The 20,422-nt window shown below is 73.6% G+C and carries 18 protein-coding genes; 8 read left to right on the top strand and 10 right to left on the bottom strand.

Translation table 11 applies throughout. The features are described from left to right. Window positions 1-599: 599 nt before the first annotated feature. The 5 genes from GA0115242_RS05840 to GA0115242_RS05820 all read left to right on the top strand — a co-directional run bounded on the left by GA0115242_RS05840 (window position 600) and on the right by GA0115242_RS05820 (window position 5,746). Window positions 600-1,784, top strand: coding sequence for an NAD(P)/FAD-dependent oxidoreductase (locus GA0115242_RS05840; RefSeq protein ID WP_218088634.1), 1,185 nt, complete (start codon window positions 600-602; stop codon window positions 1,782-1,784). 109 nt (window positions 1,785-1,893) lie between these two features. Then, window positions 1,894-2,421 (top strand): MarR family winged helix-turn-helix transcriptional regulator, encoded by a 528-nt coding sequence (locus GA0115242_RS05835; RefSeq protein ID WP_093825218.1) that lies wholly within the window; start codon window positions 1,894-1,896, stop codon window positions 2,419-2,421. A 63-nt stretch (window positions 2,422-2,484) separates the two neighbouring features. Continuing rightward, a complete protein-coding gene (locus GA0115242_RS05830) occupies window positions 2,485-2,865 on the top strand; it encodes a DoxX family protein (protein ID WP_093825217.1) in 381 nt (126 codons plus the stop codon). Then, entirely contained in the window at window positions 2,862-3,329 is a 468-nt protein-coding gene (locus GA0115242_RS05825) for a peroxiredoxin (protein WP_093825215.1), read from the top strand. The genes GA0115242_RS05830 and GA0115242_RS05825 overlap by 4 nt, the downstream gene beginning before the upstream one ends. A 77-nt stretch (window positions 3,330-3,406) precedes the next feature. Beyond that, window positions 3,407-5,746, top strand: coding sequence for a SpoIIE family protein phosphatase (locus tag GA0115242_RS05820; protein ID WP_093825214.1), 2,340 nt, complete (start codon window positions 3,407-3,409; stop codon window positions 5,744-5,746). A gap of 18 nt (window positions 5,747-5,764) precedes the next feature. Here the strand turns inward: GA0115242_RS05820 and GA0115242_RS05815 are convergent, their stop codons facing one another. Continuing rightward, window positions 5,765-6,595, bottom strand: a complete 831-nt coding sequence (locus GA0115242_RS05815) for an aldo/keto reductase (protein WP_093825212.1) — start codon at window positions 6,593-6,595, stop codon at window positions 5,765-5,767. 104 nt (window positions 6,596-6,699) lie between these two features. On the opposite strand from GA0115242_RS05815, the gene GA0115242_RS05810 reads away from it, so the two are divergent. Next, on the top strand, window positions 6,700-7,665 hold the full coding sequence (locus tag GA0115242_RS05810; RefSeq protein ID WP_093825207.1) for a TauD/TfdA dioxygenase family protein: 966 nt from the start codon (window positions 6,700-6,702) through the stop codon (window positions 7,663-7,665). Between the two features lie 3 nt (window positions 7,666-7,668). Here the strand turns inward: GA0115242_RS05810 and GA0115242_RS05805 are convergent, their stop codons facing one another. Next, on the bottom strand, window positions 7,669-8,700 hold the full coding sequence (locus GA0115242_RS05805) for an LLM class flavin-dependent oxidoreductase (RefSeq protein ID WP_093825205.1): 1,032 nt from the start codon (window positions 8,698-8,700) through the stop codon (window positions 7,669-7,671). 74 nt (window positions 8,701-8,774) lie between these two features. Next, window positions 8,775-10,286 (bottom strand): metallophosphoesterase family protein, encoded by a 1,512-nt coding sequence (locus GA0115242_RS05800; protein WP_093825203.1) that lies wholly within the window; start codon window positions 10,284-10,286, stop codon window positions 8,775-8,777. 305 nt (window positions 10,287-10,591) lie between these two features. Here GA0115242_RS05800 and GA0115242_RS05795 point away from each other — a divergent pair, with 305 nt between their 5' ends. After that, on the top strand, window positions 10,592-12,976 hold the full coding sequence (locus GA0115242_RS05795; protein WP_093825201.1) for a M4 family metallopeptidase: 2,385 nt from the start codon (window positions 10,592-10,594) through the stop codon (window positions 12,974-12,976). A gap of 65 nt (window positions 12,977-13,041) precedes the next feature. Here the strand turns inward: GA0115242_RS05795 and GA0115242_RS05790 are convergent, their stop codons facing one another. The 3 genes from GA0115242_RS05790 to GA0115242_RS05780 all read right to left on the bottom strand — a co-directional run bounded on the left by GA0115242_RS05790 (window position 13,042) and on the right by GA0115242_RS05780 (window position 15,906). Then, window positions 13,042-14,241 (bottom strand): glycoside hydrolase family 64 protein, encoded by a 1,200-nt coding sequence (locus GA0115242_RS05790; RefSeq protein ID WP_093825199.1) that lies wholly within the window; start codon window positions 14,239-14,241, stop codon window positions 13,042-13,044. A gap of 165 nt (window positions 14,242-14,406) precedes the next feature. Continuing rightward, window positions 14,407-15,162: a dienelactone hydrolase family protein gene (locus GA0115242_RS05785; RefSeq protein WP_093825197.1), complete on the bottom strand. Its 756-nt coding sequence runs from the start codon at window positions 15,160-15,162 to the stop codon at window positions 14,407-14,409. Window positions 15,163-15,285: 123 nt separating this feature from the next. Next, window positions 15,286-15,906 carry an L-threonylcarbamoyladenylate synthase gene (locus GA0115242_RS05780; RefSeq protein WP_161353013.1) on the bottom strand — a complete coding sequence of 207 codons (621 nt, stop codon included), beginning with the start codon at window positions 15,904-15,906 and terminating at the stop codon, window positions 15,286-15,288. Between the two features lie 140 nt (window positions 15,907-16,046). Here GA0115242_RS05780 and GA0115242_RS05775 point away from each other — a divergent pair, with 140 nt between their 5' ends. Further along, window positions 16,047-17,555: a helix-turn-helix domain-containing protein gene (locus tag GA0115242_RS05775; protein ID WP_093825195.1), complete on the top strand. Its 1,509-nt coding sequence runs from the start codon at window positions 16,047-16,049 to the stop codon at window positions 17,553-17,555. Window positions 17,556-17,730: 175 nt separating this feature from the next. On the opposite strand, the gene GA0115242_RS05770 is transcribed toward GA0115242_RS05775, so the two are convergent. From GA0115242_RS05770 to GA0115242_RS05755, 4 genes are read right to left on the bottom strand one after another with little or no spacing between them, the layout of a single operon-like run. Continuing rightward, window positions 17,731-18,969, bottom strand: a complete 1,239-nt coding sequence (locus tag GA0115242_RS05770; RefSeq protein WP_093825193.1) for a cytochrome P450 — start codon at window positions 18,967-18,969, stop codon at window positions 17,731-17,733. Then, on the bottom strand, window positions 18,966-19,571 hold the full coding sequence (locus GA0115242_RS05765; protein ID WP_093825191.1) for a GTP-binding protein: 606 nt from the start codon (window positions 19,569-19,571) through the stop codon (window positions 18,966-18,968). The genes GA0115242_RS05770 and GA0115242_RS05765 overlap by 4 nt, the downstream gene beginning before the upstream one ends. Further along, window positions 19,546-19,905: a DUF742 domain-containing protein gene (locus GA0115242_RS05760; protein ID WP_093825189.1), complete on the bottom strand. Its 360-nt coding sequence runs from the start codon at window positions 19,903-19,905 to the stop codon at window positions 19,546-19,548. The genes GA0115242_RS05765 and GA0115242_RS05760 overlap by 26 nt, the downstream gene beginning before the upstream one ends. After that, window positions 19,902-20,324 (bottom strand): roadblock/LC7 domain-containing protein, encoded by a 423-nt coding sequence (locus tag GA0115242_RS05755; RefSeq protein ID WP_093825185.1) that lies wholly within the window; start codon window positions 20,322-20,324, stop codon window positions 19,902-19,904. Before GA0115242_RS05755 ends, GA0115242_RS05760 begins: the two co-directional genes overlap by 4 nt. Window positions 20,325-20,422: the final 98 nt, after the last annotated feature.

Here is a 20,422-nt window from a genome sequence, read left to right as displayed (position 1 = left end):
ACCCGCGACACCCGGAACACCGGGTGCACCCGCCGCGTCCTCCGCGCTCACCCCGGGAAGGGTGGCCGACGCGACACCCGCCGCATCCGGAGAGCCCTCCGCGCCCGCCGCGTCCTCCGCGCCCGGCGCCCGCCCTCCGTGTGCGGGGTCCCGGCGTGTCACCGTCCACCGCCCCCTTCACCTCGCCCGCGGAACGGCCGACGCGCCCGGTGTGACCCCGGCGCCGCCGACCCGATCCGACCCAATCCGACTCGACCCGACCCGATCCGAAACGATCCCGTGCGGTCCACCGGACGGGTTGCTTGCTTCAGGCAAGCACATATAGATTACTTGAGTCAAGCAAGGGATATTCGGGTGCCGCCGTCCCCGGTTCGCCGATCAAGGGCGGTGGCTCGGTCTACGGTGTACGCGAACGGCCCGCCACCTGGTCGACCCGGCTCCCACGAACCGCTGTACCCCCACGAACCGTACGACCCCCCACGGAAGTTGAGCGAGGAACCCGAGATGCGTGTGGAACTCGACGAACCCCAATGTGCCGCCCCCGGCGTCCACGAGGCCGCGGCGATATGCCCCGCCGCCGCGATCCGGGTGGGGGAGCAGTGAGGCGGATCGTCGTCGTCGGCGCCTCGGCCGCCGGACTCGCCGCCGTCGAGACGCTGCGCCGCGGCGGCTTCGAGGGCGCCCTCACCCTCGTCGGCGACGAGCCGCGCGCCCCCTACGACCGACCGCCGCTCTCCAAGCAACTCCTCGCCTCGGAGTGGGAGTCGGACCGGCTGACCCTGCGTGCCCCCGCCGACCTGGCCGCCCTCGGCCTCGAACAGCGGCTCGGCGTGGCCGCCAGCGGCCTGCGGCCCGACGACCGGGTGGTGGAGCTGGCCGACGGCTGCGAACTCCCCTACGACGGGCTGATCGTGGCGACCGGCGTCCGCCCGCGCCGGCTGCCCGGCGAGGGCGCGCACGTGCTGCGCACCCTCGACGACGCGCTGGCCCTGCGCGAGCGCCTGGTGCCCGGGGTGCGCCTGGTGATCGTCGGCGCCGGGTTCCTCGGCGCCGAGGCCGCCGCCGTCGCGCGACGGCTCGGCGCGCACGTCACCCTGCTGGAACCGGCGCCGGTCCCGCTGGCGCACGCCGTCGGCGCCGAGGTCGGCGAGGTGCTCACCCGGGCCCACCTGGACCAGGGTGTCGACCTGCGCTGCGGGGTGTCCGTCGCCGAGGTGACCGGGGACGGCGTCCGGCTGGCCGACGGCGAGGTCGTCGACGCGGACGAGGTGCTGGTCGCCGTCGGCTCGGTCCCCAACACCGAGTGGCTGGAGGGCAGCGGACTGACCCTCGGCGACGGGGTGGTCTGCGACGAGTACTGCGCCGCCGCCGAGAACGTGTACGCGGCCGGTGACGTGGCCCGCTGGCACAACCCGCTGTTCGGCGTCCCGATGCGGATCGAGCACCGCACCAACGCGGCCGAGCAGGGCATGGCCGCCGCCCGCAACCTGCTCGCACCGCAGGCCCGCACGCCGTTCGCGCCGGTGCCGTACTTCTGGTCCGACCAGTACGACATGAAGGTGCAGGCGTACGGCTATCTGCGCGGGCACGACGAGGTCGCCGTGGTGGAGGGCGACCTCGCGGAGCGCCGGTTCCTGGCCGCGTACCGCACCGGCGACCGGCTGACCGGCGCGCTCGCGGTCGGCATGCCGCCCCGCGCGATCAGGTCCTGGCGGCAGGCGATCGCGACGGGCACCCCGTGGACCGAGGCGCTCGGCGCCGCGCCCGCCCCCTCCGGGAACTGACCGCGCAGGGGTGAGGGCAGCGGTGGGCCGGTGCGGAGATCCGTACCGGCCCACCGCCGTCGCGCGAGAGATTACTTGAGTTACGCAATGACAAGGTAAAGTGGTACTCATGGCCTCCCCACCACCCCCAGGACTCCCCGCGCGGCCCGCCTCCGCCGAGGTCGGCGAGATCGAGCGGGCCCTGTCCCGCATCACCTACCTGGGCACCCGCGCCCGCCAGCACGAGCGGCTGATGGCGCTGGCCGGGGTGCCCCTCGACCGGGCGGCCGTGGCCCTGCTGCGCCAGGTCGCCGACTGCGAGCCGCCGCGCCTGGGGGAGCTGGCCAACCGGCTCGGCGTGGAGCCCTCCCACGTCACCCGCACCGTCCAGCAGCTCCAGAAGTCCGGGTACGTCACCCGCGTCCCCGACCCGGACGACCGGCGCGCCCAGCGCATCCAGCTCACCGAGGCCGGGCGCCAGGCCATCGCCCGGGTCCGGGAGGCGGGCGCCCGCGGCATGCAACTCGCCCTGTCCGACTGGGATCCCGAGGAGCTGCGGCAGCTCGCCACCCTCTTCCACCGCATGGTCGACGACTTCCTCGCCCACTCCGTCGACGACGAGCCGGACGGGACGGCCGCCCCCGCGGACGACGTCTGAATCCCGCCCCCATCGGCTCTACCCTCGGGTAACATCGCGCGGCAGGACGTCGGAGGAGGAACCGTGGCACGGTCCGATCGCTCACCCCTGCTGCTCGCCGGACTGCTGGCCGCGGCGGGCGCCGCCCACCTCGCCCGGCCCGCCGCCTTCGACCGGATCGTCCCCGCGTCACTGCCCGGCCGGGCCAGGACCTGGACCTACGCCAGCGGCGCCGTCGAACTGGCGCTCGCCGCGGGTGTCGCCCTGCCCCGCACCCGCAGAACGGCGGCGCTGGCCACGGCCGCCTTCTTCGTCGGGGTGTTCCCGGCCAACGTCAAGATGGCCGTGGACTGGCGCGACCGCCCTGCCCCCCTGAGAACCGCGGCGATCGGACGGCTGCCCCTGCAGCTCCCGCTCGTCCTGTGGGCGCGCAACGTCGCCCGGAACGGAGAACGACAGCCATGACAGGACGCGTCGACGTCGGTGACCTCGTCGAGGACTTCTCGCTGCCCGACGAGACCGGCACCCCGCGCAGCCTGACCGAACTCCTCGCCGAGGGACCGGTCGTGCTGTTCTTCTACCCCGCCGCCCTCACCGCCGGATGCACCGCCGAGGCCTGCCACTTCCGCGACCTGGCCGCCGAGTTCGCCGCCGTCGGCGCCCGCCCCGTGGGCATCAGCGGCGACACCGTCGAGAAGCAGCAGGAGTTCGCCGGGACCCACACCCTCGGCATGCCCCTGCTCTCCGACCCCGACGGCGCGATCCGCGAGCGGTTCGGCGTCAAGCGCGGGTTCTCCCTGGCCCCCACCAAACGGGTCACCTTCGTCATCGGCAAGGACCGCACCGTCCTGGAGATCGTCCGCAGCGAACTGCGCATGAACACCCACGCCGACCGGGCCCTCGCCGCGCTGCGCGCGCACGCCGCGTGACCCGCGCCGGGACGGAGGACCACGGCGGTCCTCCGTCTCGGTTGAACCGGTGGGCCCGAGGAACCATGCTGAGGGGCATGGAGCACGCGTCCGCCGCCGCGGCGATCGTCGACACCCGGGGAACCGTCACCGGATGGAGCGAGGGTGCCCGGCAGCTGACCGGGCACTCCGCAGCAGAGGCCGTCGGCCGCCCGGCCCGCGACCTGCTCGCAGGCCCCCCGCCGCCGGACGCCCTGACCGCGCTGGCCGGGACCCTCCTCCTGCGCCACCGCGACGGCACCGCCGTCCCGCTCCCGGTGCGGGCCTGCCCCCTCCAGGACGCCGAGGGCACCCTCACCGGCTACGCGATCACCGCCGACACCGGCGCGGGGCCAGGACCGGCCCTCGCGGAACAGGCCTTCCAGCAGGCGTCCATGTCCTTCTCCGTCTTCGACGTCCAGCACCGCTACCTGCGCCTCAACGACGCCGCCTGCCGGGTCATGGGCGTCCCCGAGGCGGATCTGCTCGGCCGGTACTTCTCCGACACCGTGGACGACGCGGAGGACAACGAGGGCTTCCTCGACCATCTGCGGCAGGTCACCGAGACCGGCCTGCCGGTGCACTACGAGAGCTACACCGGCGAACCCTCGGGCAACCGCGAGCACGCCTGGAACATCGAGATGTGGCCGGTGCGCGACCGGTCGGGCGAGGTCACCGGCGTCGCCCTCGCCGCCTTCGACTCCAGCGAGCAGTACCGGGCCAGGGAGCGCCTCGCCGTGCTCAACGAGGCCGCCTCGTCCGTCGGCACCACCCTCGACGTGGTCCGCACCGCCGAGGAACTCGTCGAACTCCTGGTGCCCCGCTACGCCGACTTCGCCAGCGTCGACCTGTTCGAGTGGGTCCTCGGCGCCGAGGAACCGCCCACCGCCACCGCGGACGAGATCACCCTGCGCCGGGTCGCCCACGGCTCCGTCACCGAGGGCACCCCTGAGGCGCTCGTGGAGCTGGGCGCGAGCGACGTCTACCCGGAGTTCTCGCCGCCCGCGCGCGCCCTGCGGCAGGGCAGGGCCGTGGTGAGCCAGGCCGACGACCCCGGGTTCGCGCGCTGGATCGACGAACTCGACGCCCGCGTCCCCGGGGGCATCGGCCACCGCGACGGCGTCCACACCCTGCTCGCCGTGCCGCTGCGGGCCCGCGGCACCACCCTGGGCGTCGCCGTCGGCGTGCGCGTCGCCCAGCCCGACGACTACGCCGAGGTCGACGCCGTCCTCGCCGAGGAGGTCGCCAGCCGGGTCGCCGTCTGCATCGACAACGCGCGCCGCTTCGCCCGCGAACGCCACACCGCGCTGGCCCTCCAGAACAGCCTGCTGCCCCGGGGCCTCACCGGACAGGCCGCCGTCGACGTCGCCCACCGCTACCTGCCGTCCGGCTCGCTCGCCGGGATCGGCGGCGACTGGTTCGACGTCATCCCGCTCTCCGGCAGCCGGGTCGCGCTGGTCGTCGGCGACGTCGTCGGCCACGGCATCACCTCGTCGGCCACCATGGGCAGGCTCTGCACGGCCGTGCGCACCCTCGCCGACGTCGACCTGCCCCCGGACGAACTCCTGACCCACCTGGACGACCTGGTCACCCACCTCGCGTCCGGGGAGGGCGCGGACGACGTCGCCGAACTCGGCGCCACCTGCCTCTACGCCGTCTACGACCCGGTCTCCCGCCGCCTCACCCTCGCCTCGGCCGGACACCCGGCGCCCGTCGTGGTGCGCCCCGACGGCAGCGCGCAGATGGTGCCCGTCACCGCGGGACCGCCGCTCGGCGTCGGCGGGCTGCCCTTCGAGGCGACCGAGTGGGAACTGCCGGAGGGCTCCCTCGTCGCCCTCTACACCGACGGCCTGATCGAGGACCGGGACCGCGACGTCGACGACGTCCTGGGCGCCCTGCGCCGCGCCCTCACCGCCCCCGCCGACAGCCTCGACGACCTCTGCGACGCCGTGCTGAAGGGCGTCCTGCCGGACGAACCCGGCGACGACGTGGCCCTGTTGCTGGCCCGCACCCGGGCGCTGGGCGCCGACCGCATCGCCACCTGGGACATCGCCCCCGACCCCGCGCAGGTGGCCGCCATCCGCACCTCCGTCGGCGAGCAACTCCTGTCCTGGGGGCTGGAGGAGACCGCCTTCGTCACCGAACTGGTCGTCAGCGAACTGGTCACCAACGCGATCCGCTACGGGGCCCCGCCCGTCCAGCTCCGGCTGATCCGCGACCGGACCCTCATCTGCGAGGTCTCCGACGGCAGTTCGACCTCCCCGCACCTGCGCCGCGCGCACGCCTTCGACGAGGGCGGACGCGGCCTGCTGCTGGTGGCCCAGCTCACCCAGCGCTGGGGCAGCAGGCAGACCGGCAGCGGCAAGACCATCTGGTGCGAACAGCCGCTGCCCGACTGACCACGGCCCGGGGCCCGTTCAGAACTCCTCGTGCGTCTCCGGGTCGCCGCCCAGCCTGCGCCGCGGCCGGTCGCCGACGGCCCGCAGCTGTGCCGGGGTGAGGTCGAAGCCGAACAGGTCGAGGTTGGCGCGCCGGCGCTCGGGGCTCGACGACTTCGGGATCGGCACCACCCCCAGCTCCACGTGCCAGCGCAGCAACACCTGAGCGGGCGTCACCCCGGCCTCCTCCGCGACGGCGGCGACCACCGGGTCGGCGAGCAGCTCAGGACCCCGGCCCAGCGGGCTCCAACTCTCCGTCACCACGCCCTTGGTGGAGTGGTAGGACCGCAACTCCTCCTGCGGCAGCATCGGATGCAGCTCGATCTGGTTCACCGCGGGCAGCACGCCCGTCTCGTCCTCCAGCCGCTCCAACTGCCCGACGGTGAAGTTGGAGACGCCGATCGACCGCACCAGGCCGTCGTCCCGCAGCCGGATCATGGCCCGCCAGGAGTCCACGTACCGGTCGACGCGGGGCAGCGGCCAGTGGATCAGGTAGAGGTCGACGTAGTCGAGGCCGAGTCGGCCGCGGGACTGCTCGAAGGAGGCGAGGGTCTCCTCGTACCCGTGGTCGCGGCCGGGGAGCTTGGTGGTCACCACCAGGTCCTCGCGGACCACCCCGGAGCGCTCGATCCCGCGCCCGACGCCTTTCTCGTTGCGGTAGTTGACGGCCGTGTCGATCAGACGGCAGCCCGCGCCCAGGGCGTCGGCGACGGCGCGCTCCGCCTCGTCGTCGTCCATCGGCCAGGTGCCGAGACCGACCGCGGGGATCGTGGTGCCGTCGTTGAGCTGGTGCGCAGGGATGTTGATCACGCTGGGGCCTTTCCCTCGACTCTGCACCGACGATGCTGACACGATCTCCGAGGATCCGGGAAGCCTGACACCCAGGTGACCGAAGGACGACCGACGGAGCGGGTATGACGACGGAGCGGGAGACGGCGGCGGGCGCGGCGGGGATCGGGGTGCGGCCGGTCGCGGGGCACATCGGGGCCGAGATCACCGGCGTCGACCTGGCCGGTGACCTCGACGACGCGACGGTCGCCGCCGTCCGGGAGGCGGTGCTGCGCTGGAAGGTGGTGTTCTTCCGCGACCAGCGCCTGGACCACGCCGGACATGTCGCGTTCGCCCGCCGGTTCGGGGAGCCCGTGGTCCTCGGCCGCCGCGGCGGGGCGTCCCCGGCGGACTTCCCCGAGGTGGAGACCACCGCCGACCGCCTCGAACTGGGCGGCCGGTTCGGCATGGAGCACGACGAGTGGCTGGCCCGGCGCCGCCACACCCTGCTGCGCGGCTGGCACTGCGACCACGGCGCCCGCGTCGACCCGCCCGCCGCGACGATCCTGCGCGCCGAGTCCGTGCCGCCCTACGGCGGCGACACGACCTGGGCCAACCTGGCCGCCGCCTACGCCGGACTCTCCGCGCCGGTACGGGAGTTCGCGGACGGACTGCGGGCCGAGCACCGGCTCGGCGTCGGGTACCAGCCGAGGCCGGGCGACGACGCCTATCTGCGCCACCTGCTCGACCACCAGGTGGCGTCCGTGCACCCGCTGGTCCGGGTGCACCCGGAGACCGGCGAGCGGATCCTCTCCGTCAACGGCTACTACCTGGAGCAGATCCGCGACGTGTCCCGCCCGGAGAGCGCCCACCTCCTCGAACTGCTCCTGGAGCAGGCGACGCGCCCCGAGTACACGGTCCGCTTCCGCTGGGAGCCGGGCAGCGTCGCCTTCTGGGACAACCGGGCCACCATCCACCTCGCCCCCTCCGACAACGCCCACCTCGGCTTCCCGAGGACCATGCACCGGGTGATGCTCACCGGCGAGATCCCGGTCGGCGTCGACGGCAGGCCCTCCGAGCCGATCACCGGCACCGCGCCGGGACGCTGGTGACGCTCAGCCCGCCGGGCGCCAGCCGAGCGCGGGTCCGAGCCGCCCGGCGATGTCGGTGAGGATCTGCACGTAGTCCTCGTGCGCGAAGGTGAACGGCAGCGCGAAGGCCACCTCGTCCACCTCCCGGTACCCGGCGTGCGCCCGCAGCCGTTCCGCGATCTCCTGCGAGCTGCCCACCAGGTCCGGCGCGAACAGCAGCCGCGCCGGGCCCTGCGGGGTGGCGGTGCGGGGCAGCCGCGCGGCCGCGTACGCCTCGTAGCGGGCGCGCTGAGCGGGGGTGGCGGAGTCGGTGGGGATGACGACCAGGCCCTGCGAGACGCGGGCCGCCGCGCCGTCCGGGTGCCGCTCGCGGAAGGCGCGGATCTGGGACGCCTGGATCGCCGCGAAGTCGTGTCCCGCCTCCTGTCCCGCGGGTGCCTTGACGACGCTGCTGGTCAGGAAGTTCATGCCGTGCTCGCCCGCCCAGCGCGCGGACTCCAGGCTGCCGCCGCCGTACCACAGGCGGCTGCCGAGACCGGGGGAGTGCGGCTGGACCCGGCCGGAGAACACCTCGAAGCCCTCGGTGCCGTCGAAGTCGCTGGCGGGCGCGCCCCGCACCAGGTCGAGCAGCCGCCGCACCCGCTCGTACCCGAAGACCTCGGCGTCGGCCGTGTCCGGGTAGAGCGCGTCCTTGACCCGGTCGTAGTGGGCCGGCGGGCCCGCCGAGACCCCCGGGTTGATCCGCCCGCCGGACAGCACGTCGACCGTGGCCAGGTCCTCGGCGAGGCGCAGCGGGTTCTCCCAGCCGAGCGGGATGACGGCGGTGCCCAGCTCGATGCGGCGGGTGCGCTGCGAGGCCGCCGCCATCACGGCCACCGGTGAGGAGATGCCGTACTGGAGATGGCGGTGGCGCAGCCAGGCGCTGTCGAAGCCGAGCCGTTCGCCCAACTCGATGATCTCCAGGGTGGATTCGTGGCCCCGCCCCGGATCGTGCTCGTCGAACAGCCCGATGGTGAGGAATCCCAGCTTGCGCAGCGGTCGTGAGGTGAGCGGCACGGCGTCTCCATCGTCCTCGGCCCCCGTGGGGGCCGTACACCAGTTCCACTCTCGATTGTCGCAGGTGGCGCCGGTCAGGGGGCCGGGACCAGGGGGATGGTGATCACGTCCTCCACCGGCGGGGCGATCTCCTGGGCGCGGTTGCCGGTCGCGGCGTGGCAGCGCAGCGTGACGGCCTCCGGGGTGACGTCCAGGCGCAGGAAGGACTTGAAGAACGGCGGGCTGTACGTGACCGAGCCGGGGGAGAACAGCTGGGTGTAGAGCTTGCGCACCGGCAGCCGCGGGCGCTTGCGGCGGTTTCGGCGGACCCCGGCCCCGAGCAGGCTCGCCACCAGCCGCATCCGGCGGGTCACCCGCACCGGGCCGCCCGGCGCGCGGGTGGGCGTGATGCCGAGCCGTTCCGCGACGACGGCCGTGGCCTCGGCCTCGGTCAGCGCGAAGAAGCGCGGCATCCGCAGCCGGTGGCCGTAGAGGCGGGCGTAGAAGGCCAGGGAGTCGCCGCGCAGCGGGTAGCAGCGGAACTCCCGTTCGGTGACGTCCGCGATGTCGACGCGGTTGATGGTGTGGGTGGCGTGCATGAACGCGCCGCCGCCCCCGGAGACGACGTACTGGACAGTGCGGCCGTCCACGTCGACCGGGTAGCGCTGGTAGTTGTGGATGTCGCCGCCGATGGCCGCCACGTAGTGGTTGCCGGGGTCGCGGACGAGGTCGTCGACCGTGCCGCCGCCGTCGATCGGGCACGGGTGGTGCTCGCCGTCGACGTACAGCGGGGAGCCGGTGATCAGGATCTTGGGGCGCGGGCCCCGGGACACCTCGCGCAGCCAGGCGCCCTGTTCGGCGTCGAGGGTGCCGAGGAGGCCGGTGTCGATGCCGACGAGGCGGACCGGTCCGGCGTCGATCGCCCAGTAGGGGCCGGGCTGCACCGTGCGCTGCGCGTCGTCGGAGCGCAGCTTCCGTGCCTCGTCCAGGTGCTGTCCGTCCCCGGGGCGCGGCCGGTGCCACAGCAGGGAGCGCAGCCAGGCGCGGCCCGGCGGGCGCGGGGCGGGTTCGGGGGCGAGCGGCGGGGCGTCGTCGCAGAAGACGCGCATGAAGGCGCCGAGGTCCTCGTACCAGTCGTGGTTGCCGGGTATCGCGTACAGGGGTGCCCGGTAGTCCTGGTAGGGGCGGAAGTACTTGGTGTCGTAGTCGTCCGCGCTGCCGACCGGGTAGATGACGTCGCTGGCGATGACGGCGAACTCGCTGCCCCGGGAGACGTCGAGGAAGCCGGGCACGACCGCGTACTGGGAGTCGCCGCCCTCGCCGGTGTCGCCGATGACCATGAACGAGAAGCGCTCGGGCACCTCGTGCGTGATCACCTTGTCGGCGGGCGCCCCGGCGGCCTCGCGCTGCGCCACCCAGCGGGCGCGGGTGCGGCCGGTGGGGTCGCCGAACCAGGAGGCGAGGACGCCGTTGCGGGCGGCCCACAGGGTGCGGGGGTCGAACCAGGAGATCTTCTTTACCCGGGGAGGCAACAGCCGCTGGTAGGCGCCCGGTTCGGCGCTTCCCCAGCCGGCGCCCTCCGCGGTATCGCGTGAGGAGTCGGACACCTGATCACCGTAACAACGCCCAACTCCCGTGCGCACGGCGGGGATCGGCGGCAGGCGTCCGGTGTGCGGGGCGTGCGCCGGGGGGTCGGTGGTGGGTACAGAGGGATAACCCTCGATTCCCCGGACCGCAGTGACATGCCACGGTCAACTCTGCCATTCTCCCAACCACCGCTCCACCCCCCACGCTCACGGCACAGCGCGCACGGTCCCGCACAGCTCGGCTCGTCCCGGTCAGTACACCCGGCTGCCCGGTCTGTCACCGGCCGCCCCACGCGGTCGTCGCAGGAGGAGAACGAGTGAGACGCATGTCCCGCAAGCGGACCGCGGCCGGAGCACTGCTCTCCGCCGCGGCCCTCCTCGCCGTAGGCGTTCAGTCGGCCCCGGCGCAGGCCGCTCCCACCGCCGCCCGTCCCGCCCCGCTGCGCACCGGGGGGCTGGAGGCGAGGCTCACCCCGGCACAGCACGCCACGCTGCTCAGGACCGCGGCGGGCCGGACCGCGGCCACCGCCCGCACCCTCGGCCTCGGCGCCCGGGAGGAGCTGGTCGTCAAGGACGTCGTCAAGGACAACGACGGCACCCTGCACACCCGTTACGAGCGGACCTACGCCGGGCTGCCCGTGCTCGGCGGCGACCTGATCGTGCACACCCCGCCCGCGGCCGAGGCGACCGGTACTGTCGGCGCCACCTTCAACGGCGGGCGCACGGTGAAGGTCGCGTCCACCACGGCGACGTACACCAAGGCGGCGGCGGAGACCAAGGCGCTCAGGACGGCCGCCTCGCTCGACGCGGAGGGTGCCACCGCCGACAGCGTTCGCAAGGTCGTCTGGGCGGGCAGCGGCACCCCTAAGCTCGCCTGGGAGACCGTGATCGGCGGCTTCCAGGACGACGGCACGCCCAGCCGGCTGCACGTCGTCACCGACGCCTCCAGCGGCGCGGAGCTGTACCGCTACCAGGCCGTCAAGTCCGGTACCGGCAACACCCAGTACAGCGGCACCGTCACCCTCGACACCACGCTGTCGGGCTCGACGTACCAGCTGTACGACACCACGCGCGGCGGCCACAAGACGTACAGCCTCAACAACGCCACGTCGGGCACCGGCACCCTGATGACGGACTCCGACGACGTCTGGGGCACCGGCGCGGGCTCCAACACCCAGACCGCGGGCGCGGACGCCGCCTACGGCGCCCAGATGACCTGGGACTTCTACAAGAACACCTTCGGGCGCAGCGGCATCAAGAACAACGGCGTCGCGGCCTACTCGCGGGTCCACTACAGCAGCAACTACGTCAACGCGTTCTGGGACGACTCCTGCTTCTGCATGACGTACGGCGACGGCTCCGGCGGCACCCACGCGCTGACCTCGCTGGACGTGGCGGGCCACGAGATGAGCCACGGCGTCACCTCGAACACGGCCGGGCTCAACTACACAGGTGAGTCCGGCGGGTTGAACGAGGCGACCTCCGACATCTTCGGCACCGGCGTGGAGTTCTACGCCAACAACGCCTCCGACGTCGGCGACTACCTCATCGGCGAGAAGATCAACATCAACGGCGACGGCACGCCGCTGCGGTACATGGACAAGCCGAGCAAGGACGGTGCTTCCGCCGACAGTTGGTACTCGGGCGTCGGCAACCTCGACGTGCACTACTCCTCGGGTCCGGCGAACCACATGTTCTACCTGCTCTCCGAGGGCAGCGGCACCAAGACCATCAACGGCGTCACGTACACCAGCACCACCTCCGACGGTGTCGCCGTCGCCGGGATCGGCCGGGCCGCGGCCCTGCAGATCTGGTACAAGGCGCTGACCTCGTACATGACGTCGAGCACCAACTACGCCGGGGCCCGCACCGCCGCCCTGAACGCGGCCGCCGCGCTCTACGGCACCGGCTCGGCGCAGTACGCGGGCGTCGGCAACGCCTTCGCGGGCATCAACGTCGGCAGCCACATCACCGTGCCGACCACCGGCGTCACGGTCACCAACCCGGGCAGCCAGTCCTCCACCGTGGGCACCGCGGTGAGCCTCCAGATCACGGCCAGCAGCACCAACAGCGGCTCGCTGACCTACGCGGCGAGCGGACTGCCGACCGGCCTGTCGATCAGCTCCTCGACCGGCGCGATCTCCGGCACCCCGACCACCGCGGGCACCTACAGCCCCACCGTCACGGTGACCGACAGCACCGGCGCCACCGGCACCGCGTCCTTCACCTGGACGGTCGGCTCCGGTGGCGGCGGCACCTGCGCCTCCACCCAGCTCCTCGGCAACCAGGGCTTCGAGTCGGGCAACACCACCTGGACCGCCACCAGCGGGGTCATCACCAACTCCAGCAGCCAGAGCGCGCACGGCGGTTCGTACTACGCCTGGATGGACGGGTACGGCTCGACCCACACCGACACGCTCTCCCAGTCGGTGACCGTGCCGAGCGGCTGCAAGGCGACGTTCACCTTCTACCTGCACATCGACACCTCGGAGACCAGCAGCAGCACCGCCTACGACAAGCTGACGGTCACCGCGGGCTCGACCACCCTGGCGACGTACTCGAACCTCAACGCCGCCTCCGGGTACACCCAGAAGTCCTTCGACCTGTCGTCCTTCGCGGGCTCGACCGTGGCCCTGAAGTTCTCGGCCGTCGAGGACTCCTCCCTCCAGACCAGCTTCGTCGTCGACGACACCGCCGTCACGACCGGCTGACCCACCGCACGGCGAAGGGCCTCACCCCGTGTCGGACGGGGTGAGGCCCTGTGCGTGTGCCGGGGTCAGTTGAAGGGGTCGAGGGTCAGGTTCGCCTGCTGCGGGTTGCCGTCGTTGACGAGCGACTCGTGGTTGCCGACGTCGTCGAAGGCGAAGGCGTACGCCTTGCCGTCGGCCATCTGCGCGTGGATGGCGCGGGCGTACTGGTTGGTCACCGCGTCCTTGTAGAACCCGGCGTCCGAGGAGTCCGGCTGGTTGGTGTTGGTGAGCAGCGTGGTGCGGTTGTAGCCCGCGCACAGGGTGCGCGAGATCGGGCCGCGCACCTGGTCGTTGGGCGCGTCGAGCAGCTTGTGGCAGCCGAAGACGCTGTCCGCGTCCGGCTTCTGGAAGCTGGTGACGGTCGCGCCCGAGGAGTTGGTGAAGTTCATGACGTTGCCCGACACCTTGCCGAAGTACTTGGTGTTGGGCTGGTCGCCGAACGGCGTCACCGTCAGGGTCGAGGACGCGTACTTCTGCCAGACCCGGTTGATGTAGTCGTCCATCACGGACGCGGGCAGCGCGCCGGACTCCATGCCGTGGCCCGGGGCGAGCGCCCTGAGGACCGTGCCGTCGGAGCGGGTCTGCACCAGCCCGGCCCAGCCGCCCGAGCGGCCGCGCAGGTCGTTGAGGACCGCGTTGTAGCCGCCCGACTTGAGGTGCCCGGTGGTCGTCGTGGTGCCGTCGGAGCGCTGCACGCCGACCGCGTAGGGCGCCGAGAACATGTCCACCTGGGTGCTGTTGAGCCAGAGCCCGGCGTCGTTGAGCGTGTACTCGGACCAGTTGAAGAGGATGTCGTGGTTGGGGTCGGTCGGGTTCTGCACGGCGGGCTGCACCAGTCCGCCGGTGGTCAGCTTGAAGACCAGCTTCTGCCCGTAGGAGAAGTAGACCCGGCCGGAGAACTTCGGCAGCCGCACGGTCTTGGACTGGCCGTTGGCCGGTCCCGCGATGGACGCGTCCGGCGCGGGGGTCGGCGGGTTGCCGCCGGCGGGCCACGCGTGGAACGTGCCGTTCGCGTCCGCCCAGCCCTGCTGCCCGTTGGAGAGCTGGGTGCCGATGATGTAGACGTAGACGGCGTCGCCGCGGCCCGAGTTGTTGGTGATCTTGAGCGGTATGGTCGCGGGCACCGCGGCCTCCGCGGACGAGGGCGCCTGTACCGAAAGAACCGCGGTGAGCAGCGCGGCAGCCGCGGCCGGGGCCAGCAGACGGCGCGTGAGCTTTCGTCGCACGCTCCACCTCCGTGTGTGTGGGGGTATCACCCGAGGGGATTGGTCCGTACCTCTGTGAGAGCGCTCTCAAAGTCGCATCGGAGTTGCGTGCATGTCAATAAGCGGAACGTGTGCGAACACCGCGACGCCCACGGGAGATCACCCGTGGGCGTCGTCGGCGGAACGTCAGAAAGTGCGCGCCAGCAGGTCGAGCAGCGCCGCCCAGTGCCGCTCCGCGCCCTTCTCGTCGTAGGCCGCGGTGTCCGCCTGCGTGTAGCCGTGGTGGGAACCCGGATACACCTCGCACCGGTGCCTGACCCCCGCCGCGGTCAGCGTCTCCGCCAGCAGCCGCTGCTGCTCGGGCGGCATCGAGGAGTCCTCGTCGGCGTGACCGAAGTACAGCTCCGCCGTGATGTTCCCGGCGACCAGGTGCGGGCTGTCCGGCTGGTCCGTCGCCAGCCGCCCGCCGTGGAAACCGGCCGCCGCCGCGACCCGGTCCGGGTGACTGCCGGCCGTCAGGAGCGCGACCCGCGCGCCCATGCAGTAGCCGGTGATCGCCACCGGGCCGTCCGCCACCAGCGGCGAGTCGGCCAGCCAGCCGAGATAGGCGCCCGCGTCCCGCACCGAGAGCTCCGGGGTCAGCGCCCCCATCACCGGACCGATCTGCTGGAAGATCTCCGGACGGGCCTCCGGGTCGATGAACTCCGGCAGGTCGAACACCGGGGAGCGGCCGTGCCGGTAGAACAGGTTCGGCACCAGCACCGCGTACCCGGCGGACGCGAGCCGGTCGGCCATCGCCCGCAGATGCGGACGCAGCCCGAAGGCGTCCTGGTAGAGCAGCACACCGGGGTGCGGGAGGCCGTCGTCCGGGTGGGCCAGATACGCGTCGGCGACCCCGTCCTCGGTCGTGATGTCAACGGCTGTTCCCTGTACGGAGGTCATGGCTGGTGCCTCTCGGCGCGGTCGACGGCGAACGGGTCGCCGGCCCGTGGGGGTCGGGCCGCGCACATCGTTGCACGGACCACCCATCGGACCCGGGGCGCCCCCGCCGCCGACCCGGCACGCTCACTCGAACCGCGCCGGGTCCCCCGCGCCGACCCGCACGATCTCCGCCTCACCGCCCGAGAAGTCGATGACCGTCGTCGGCTCCGTGCCGCACTCACCGGAGTCGACCACCGCGTCCAGCACGTGGTCGAGCCGGTCCTTGATCTCCCAGCCCTGGGTCAGCGGCTCCTCCTCGTCGGGCAGCAGCAGCGTGCTGGACAGCAGCGGCTCGCCCAGCTCCGTCAGCAGCGCCTGGGTGACCACATGGTCCGGGATGCGCACCCCGACGGTCTTCTTCTTCGGGTGCTGGAGCATCCGCGGCACCTCACGGGTCGCGGGCAGGATGAACGTGTAACTGCCCGGCGTGGACGCCTTGATCGCCCGGAACACGTCGTTGTCGATCCGCACGAACTGGCCCAGCTGGGCGAAGTCCTGGCACACCAGCGTGAAGTGGTGCCGGTCGTCCAGGCGCCGGATCGAGCGGATCCGGTCGATGCCGTCCCTGCTGCCCAGCCGGCATCCCAGCGCGTAGCAGGAGTCGGTCGGGTACGCGACGAGGGCGTCCGCGCGGATGAGGTCGGCGACCTGGTTGATGGTGCGCTGCTGGGGGTTGTCCGGGTGCACGTCGAAGTACTTGGCCATCCACCGAGCCTATTGCGTCGGCCGGACAACGCCATCCGGGAGGCGTCCCACGCCCCGCTCCGCCCGGTCGCCGCGCGGGCCCGGTGGGGTACCGTCCCCGGGCGCACCCGCGCTCGACCCGACGGACGGGAGACGCCGACATGACCGGCCGGCAGGACGGGGACCGGCGCCCGCCGGACCCCGGAGGCGACACCTGGGCCAGAGAACTCCTCGACCAGCTCCGGCCCGGCGGGCGCGACCCCGGCAAGGTCGTCGCCTGGCTCGCGGACGCGGTGGGCGGACGCGCCTGCCTGCTGGACGGTTCGGGCGCCGCCCTCGCCGGACCCCCGCTCCCGGTCGACCGCGCCCTCCTCGCCGACCTGGCCTCCGGACGGATCGCGGCCGCCTCCTGGGAGGAGCGCGGACGCCACCAGCGGCTGGTCCGCGTCACCCACCCCGGCACCGCCGCCGTGCTCGCCGTCGACCGCGCCGACCCCTTCGACCGGCGCTGCGCCGACATCGTCGCCCGCGCCGCCCCGGTGCTCGAACTGCTCCTCGCCGCACGGGGCACCGCCACCGCCGGACAGCGCCTGCGCCGGGCCACCGCCGACCTGCGGCTCGCCATCCTGCAACTGCTCATGGTCGAGGACACCGTCTCCGCCCGCCGGGTCGCCGCCGGACTCTGGCCGGGCCTGCTCGACACCGACACCGCCTGCGTCTACGTCCTGGAGGGGTACGCGCGCGAACGCGACCGGATCGCCGAGGAGTGCCTGAACGCCACCCGCGACCACGCCCTGGTGGTCCGCTGCCCGGCCGTCGACCGGCACGTCATCGTCGTCACCCCGCGCGACGCGGCGGGCGACCAACTGCGCACCGTGGCCGGACGGCGGCCGGGCACCTACCTCGGCGGCAGCGCCCCGCAGAGCCTCGCCCGCACCGCCACCGCCTACGGCCAGGCCGTCAGCGCCCTCGCCGTCGCCCGCTTCCGCCCCGACCAGCAGGCCGTCTACGCCGAACGCACCCACCCCGAACGCCTGATGGACCCCGACGCCCTCCACCGGTGGGCCACCCGGCTGCTGCGCCCGCTCGACCGGCTGGCCCACCACACCCGCGCCGAACTCCTCGCCACCACCCGGCTCGGCCTGGAGTTCACGGCCGTCAGCGCCGCCAAGATCATGGGCGTCAGCCGCAACACGGTCCGCGCCCGCATGGAACGCGCGGAAGCGCTCGTCGGCGCGGACCTCACCGACCTCACCGTCCGCGCCGTCGTCCACCTGGCCCTCAACGCGGAGGCCGGACGGGACGCCCCGGCCCCCTCGGACACCGCCCCCGTCCACCTCACCGACCTGCTGGCCGGGGACGCGCTGCGGGCCTGGGCGGACGCGCTCCTCGGCCGCCTCGACCCGGACGCCCGGGACCTGCGGCGCACCCTCCGCGGCTGGATCGCCGGGGGCGGCAACGCCGAACGGGGCGCGCAGCGGCTCGGGATGCACCCGCAGACGGTCCGCGAACACGTCCGCGCCGCCGAGCCCGTCCTGGAACGCCAGCTCCTCGCGGGCGGCAGCGACCTGTACGAGGTCGTCCTCGCCCATCTCGCCCTCGGCGCCCTCGATCCGCCCGCGCTGCCCCGGACAAACCCGGGCCCGCCGGACGCACCTGTGCACGGGTGAGCCCCGCGGCCCCGGCAGCGGGCACCGGTGCGCTACCCCCGTACGCGGGCCCCGGCATACCTTCGGGGGAACGCGGGGGCGCGACCGGGACGGGGGACCGGTCGACCCCCGCGTGCACACCCAGGGCCGCACCGGGACCTGCCGGCGGCCGCGGGCGACCCGCGCCGGGGGAGGCTCACGGCAGGTCCACGGGCCGGTCGGGGGAGCGGGGGGCGAACCGCACGGGCAGCGCGGTGAGGGAGCGGTGGAAAGGCCCCGGGCGCCAGGTGAGCCGCTCGCGCGGCAGGACGGGCTCCAGATCGGGCAGCCACTGGGTGAGCCGCTCGATCGCCTCGGTCGCGATGAGCAGCGTGTGCTGCCGCACCGGGCAGGCGTGCGGGCCCGCCGACCAGGACAGGTGCGAGGCGTCCTGGGGGTGCCCGCCGCCGCTGCCGTCCCGCTCGGCGAAGTGCGCCAGCGCCCCGTAGGAGATCACCACCGGCACCGCGGCCCTGATCCACGCCCCGTGGAAGGTCACCGGGCGGCGCGCGTAGTGGATGCCGTAGTTGGCGAGCGGCGTCTCGTGGCGCAGCACCTCGGTGACGGCGTCCGCCACCGGGCGCGCGCCCGAGGCGAGGGTCGCGTAGGAGCGGGCGTCGCCGAGGATCCTGGAGAGCGCGTTGGCGACCAGGTTCGCGGTGGGCTCGTGACCCGCGCCGAGGGTGAGGAACACCTGCCAGGTGACCTCCTCCGGGGTCAGCCCGGCCGGGTGATCGAGCAGCCAGCTCGGCAGGTCGTCGCCGCGCTCCTGGGACTTGGCGGCGATCAGCTCCAGCACGTAGCCGCCGAACTCCGCCTCGCCCGCCGCGGCCCGCGCCCCGCCCTCCACCATCTTCCCGAGCGCCGCGTCGAGCCGCTCACCGCGGCTGTCCGGCATCCCGAAGAGGCTGTTGAACACCAGCGCCATCAGCGGCCGGGCGAAGTCGGCCACCAGGTCGGCCTCGCCGCGCGGCCCGATCCGGCCCACCAGCACCCGCACCGCCCGGTGCACCCGGGCCCGCAGGTCGTGCGGCTCGATCCGCCCGAAGGTGTCGATCAGCGAGGTGCGGTAGCGCAGGTGGTCGGCGCCGTCCGAGAACAGGGAGTTGGGCCGCCACCGCATCATCCCGAGCACCGGCGAGTCGTCCGGGACCGTCGACTCCCACGGCCGGGGATCGTGCGAGAACGCCTCCTCGTCGCCGAGCAGCCGCAGCGCCGCCCGCCGGTCGGTGATCACGTAGGCGGGCACCCCCGGCGCCAACTCCGCCCACCCGACCGGGCCCTGGGAGCGCAGCGCCGCGTAGTAGGGCGCCGGGTCGCGGGCGAAGCCGTCCTCCCACAGCCGCACGGGCACCGAACGCGAGAAGTCCTGCCTGCCGGGGGGATACGTGGTCACCTGGGCTCCGAGGGGTGGCGGTCGACGAGGCGCTGCACGAGGGCGAGCAGCGCGCCGAGCGAGGAGGCGGCGTCGCGCGCGTCGCAGGTGACCATCGGCGTCGCCGGTTCCAGGTCGAGCGCCGCGCGCAACTGGGCGGGGGTGTGATGGCGGGGCGCGTCCGGGAAGGCGTTGAAGGCGACCGCGTACGGCAGCCCGGTCTCCTCCACCAGCTCCAGCGCGTCGAACGAGGCGTCGACGCGGCGGCTGTCGACCAGCACCAGCGCCCCCAGCGCGCCGTGCGCGAGGTCGTCCCACAGCGGCCGGAAGCGCGCCTGCCCGGGGGCGCCGAACAGGTACAGCACCACACCGTCCGGCAGGCTGATCCGGCCGAAGTCGACCGCGACGGTCGTCGTGGTCTTCTCCCGCACCCCGTCCAGGTCGTCGGTGGGCGCGGACGCCTCGGTCAGCCGCTCCTCGGTGTGCAGCGGCCGGATCTCGGACACCGAGTCGATCAGGGTCGTCTTGCCCACCCCGAACGGGCCCGCGACCAGGATCTTCACCAGGTCGCCCGCGGTGTCCGGCAGATGGACGCCGCTACTGCCTGAGGGAGCGGAGACCATCGGCGACTCTCTTCAGCAGGTCGGGGTCGAACCGTTCGGCGGGCGGCACCGGCGGCCGGGACAGCAGCAGTTCGCGGTCGAGGAGCGCCGCGGCGAGCGCCTGGAGCGCCGACACCGGGAGCCGCAGCAGCGCCGCCGCCTCCACCACCGTCAGCGAACCGCCGTCCAGGACGTCGAGGAGCGCCAGTTGGGCCGCCGGGAGGTCGGCGGGACGCGGCGCGGGGGCGGCGCTGAGGACCGACAGGCGGTCCAGCCGGGCCCGGCCGGGTCCGGCCAGGCCGCCGGTCGACAGGTACGCGGGGACCAGGGGGCGGCCGCCACGGCGGCCCGTCATGCCGACGCGCCGCCGTCGGCGCTCCGGGGCGCCGCGCCCATCGCCTTCTCGCCCACCCGCGCCACCTGGGAGTGCACCCGGTGCGCCAGCAGGTCGAGGCGGACCTCGCCCGAACCGTAGGCCGCCACACAGGTGCCGTGGGCGGTCGGCACGATCAGGACATAGCCGTGGTCCGTCTCGATCACCACCTGGCGCACCTCGGCGCTGTCCCGGTCGGCGAACGCGGCGGCCGCGGTGCGGGCCGCGCCCTGCACGGTGCTGGTGATCGCGGCCACCCGCTCGGCGGACGCCCGGGAGAGCGCGTCCGTGTACCCGGTGACGAGGCCGTCCCTGGTCAGCAGGACGGCCGCCACCACGTGCGGCACCTGGAGTATCGGGTCGAGCACCCACGCCGTGTCGCCCGTCTGACGGCTGGTCATCGTGCCGCTCCCTGCTCGAAGTCGCCCTGGTCGTCGCCCTGTCGGCCGGACTCCGCGCGGGCGGCCGCCGTGCCCGACTGGAGCGCGCCGAGCGCGCG

Origin of the sequence: Streptomyces sp. SolWspMP-5a-2 (assembly GCF_900091845.1) — a bacterium.
Classification (GTDB): domain Bacteria; phylum Actinomycetota; class Actinomycetes; order Streptomycetales; family Streptomycetaceae; genus Streptomyces; species Streptomyces doudnae.
The sequence above is the reverse complement of the archived record's forward strand: the minus strand, read 5'-3'. Positions and strand labels throughout refer to the sequence as shown.

Coding starts and splice junctions, on each gene's coding strand:
- GA0115242_RS05835 (WP_093825218.1), top strand. CDS start 1,894: ATGGCCTCCCCACCACCCCCAGGACTCCCCGCGCGGCCCGCCTCCGCC.
- GA0115242_RS05825 (WP_093825215.1), top strand. CDS start 2,862: ATGACAGGACGCGTCGACGTCGGTGACCTCGTCGAGGACTTCTCGCTG.
- GA0115242_RS05820 (WP_093825214.1), top strand. CDS start 3,407: ATGGAGCACGCGTCCGCCGCCGCGGCGATCGTCGACACCCGGGGAACC.
- GA0115242_RS05810 (WP_093825207.1), top strand. CDS start 6,700: ATGACGACGGAGCGGGAGACGGCGGCGGGCGCGGCGGGGATCGGGGTG.
- GA0115242_RS05795 (WP_093825201.1), top strand. CDS start 10,592: ATGTCCCGCAAGCGGACCGCGGCCGGAGCACTGCTCTCCGCCGCGGCC.
- GA0115242_RS05785 (WP_093825197.1), bottom strand. CDS start 15,162: ATGACCTCCGTACAGGGAACAGCCGTTGACATCACGACCGAGGACGGG.
- GA0115242_RS05780 (WP_161353013.1), bottom strand. CDS start 15,906: ATGGCCAAGTACTTCGACGTGCACCCGGACAACCCCCAGCAGCGCACC.
- GA0115242_RS05775 (WP_093825195.1), top strand. CDS start 16,047: ATGACCGGCCGGCAGGACGGGGACCGGCGCCCGCCGGACCCCGGAGGC.
- GA0115242_RS05765 (WP_093825191.1), bottom strand. CDS start 19,571: ATGGTCTCCGCTCCCTCAGGCAGTAGCGGCGTCCATCTGCCGGACACC.
- GA0115242_RS05760 (WP_093825189.1), bottom strand. CDS start 19,905: ATGACGGGCCGCCGTGGCGGCCGCCCCCTGGTCCCCGCGTACCTGTCG.
- GA0115242_RS05755 (WP_093825185.1), bottom strand. CDS start 20,324: ATGACCAGCCGTCAGACGGGCGACACGGCGTGGGTGCTCGACCCGATA.